This is a genomic window from Paenibacillus sp. 01T47 (assembly GCF_056398245.1).
Genome location: NZ_JBFTPA010000066.1, coordinates 1 through 1,619, shown reverse-complemented (window position 1 = coordinate 1,619; position 1,619 = coordinate 1). Strand labels below are relative to the sequence as shown.

At 34.7% G+C, this 1,619-nt stretch carries 3 protein-coding genes; all 3 read left to right on the top strand.

Annotation, left to right across the window (positions count from 1 at the left end; genetic code table 11):
- Positions 1-362, top strand: a 362-nt coding sequence (locus AC1DOV_RS34660; RefSeq protein WP_477552161.1) for a hypothetical protein, incomplete at its 5' end; no start/stop codon positions are given.
- A gap of 94 nt (positions 363-456) precedes the next feature.
- A complete protein-coding gene (locus AC1DOV_RS34655) occupies positions 457-888 on the top strand; it encodes a DUF3888 domain-containing protein (RefSeq protein ID WP_477552160.1) in 432 nt (143 codons plus the stop codon).
- A 459-nt stretch (positions 889-1,347) separates the two neighbouring features.
- A partial coding sequence (locus tag AC1DOV_RS34650) for a phosphotransferase-like protein (protein WP_477552127.1) occupies positions 1,348-1,619 on the top strand: 272 nt, incomplete at its 3' end.

The following is a 1,619-nucleotide window of genomic DNA, read 5'->3' as shown; positions in this document are numbered from 1 at the left end:
ATGTCATTTTGCATGAAAATAAAGAAGTCTTTGAAGATCATTGGCAAGCAAGAACAGAAGCTTATGAATCGCTACCAGAAGAAGATATTCAAAGTATTTTAGTCTATACTCAAAAGAAACTAAATGAAATATCAAATTATTTGAATACCTTTAAGTTCAATAAACGGTCAAAGGATGTTTTATTCTTCTTTACGGACTATGTAGATTATTTATTGAAATATCACAAAAATAAATTTGATATGAGGTATCACCTACAATACATGTATTTATATAGTGAATTATTATTAGGATCGCAAAGGTATATAGCGATTAAGAATAATTTAAGAGAAATTGAAGGGGGTTCGAGGAAGACGATTCATTAAGCTAACGGGCAGTTTAGGTTAATGAATACACCTCTCTTTTCTGGACAAATTAATCTATGTTTGGTGGATTAAGGTAAAGGAAGGGTCGAGGTTCTTGAGGGTAATAATATGCTTTGTAATCCTATTCTCATTGGTTGGAACGCAATTTTGTAATGCAGTTGATGAGAAGCCACTTAAGGACTCAAAAGAATTGCAACTTCAAGATATGCTCATATTGCTTTTGCTTCCTCATATGAGAGAGAAACTTGCTGAGGCGTATTCGGATGTATTTTCTGTACCAGGTTCACCCGATATTTATCCTTATTTTGTTGATGTGAAGGATATAAAAAGGGTTAATGGCTTCCGTGGTTTTGATTTTTTGATTACTCTTGATGTACGTCCAACAGTTGGACCTCATATCCCTGTCGGTGAAGATGTTTTTATATATCGAATCTCGCCAGCTGGAGTTGAGCTTAAAAATTTTGAACATGTTAGAGGACCAGATAAGAATGATTTCCCCCCAAATTATCAAGATCTTTTGAGGTAACGGGGTACGTTAGTTGAATAACACACCTTGGAGCAGGCGTTACGATAGCCTGCTCTTTTTATTAAACTAACGGGCAGCATTCCTATTATGAAGAAATAGTGGTTTTGAATGCTGTTGAAAGCGGCACGATTGGCATCAGGCACGGTATGAAAGTACGTTACTCTAAATGCTACAGGTTTAGGACAGGACTCTCCACTCCTATCTATACTTTTGCACTCTGTTTGAGTGCAAGCCACCTTTCCAGGTGGCTTTTTTTATTGCTCATAAATTGACCTATCTGCTAAAGGCTATGATAAGGATCCATCTATTTGAACCATAATACGAAAGGGCAGGATTGATTATAACAGTTCTTTATATCACCACGTTTTGGTGCAAATGTTATACTGAAAATTAGATCAGGAAATCACCGTCACTATAGTATTCTTTTTTGAAGATCATGAATAAGAGAGGCATATTAAGATGAAAAAAGGGAAAATCGTATTTCTAAATGGTGTAACTAGTGCTGGGAAAACATCTATAGTAGATGCTATACAGTTAAAATCAGATGAATTTTTTTATGTTGTTGCAAATGACCTTTTTGAGAATACAATAGGCGATAACTATCTCCGTGAAGATTATTGGAAATATTTAAGTGATGCAATTATTATGATGTATCATACTGCTAAACTATTTTCTGACCATGGTAAGAATGTACTAATAGACGGAATTTTGGTTGAAAGACCCGAATTAAA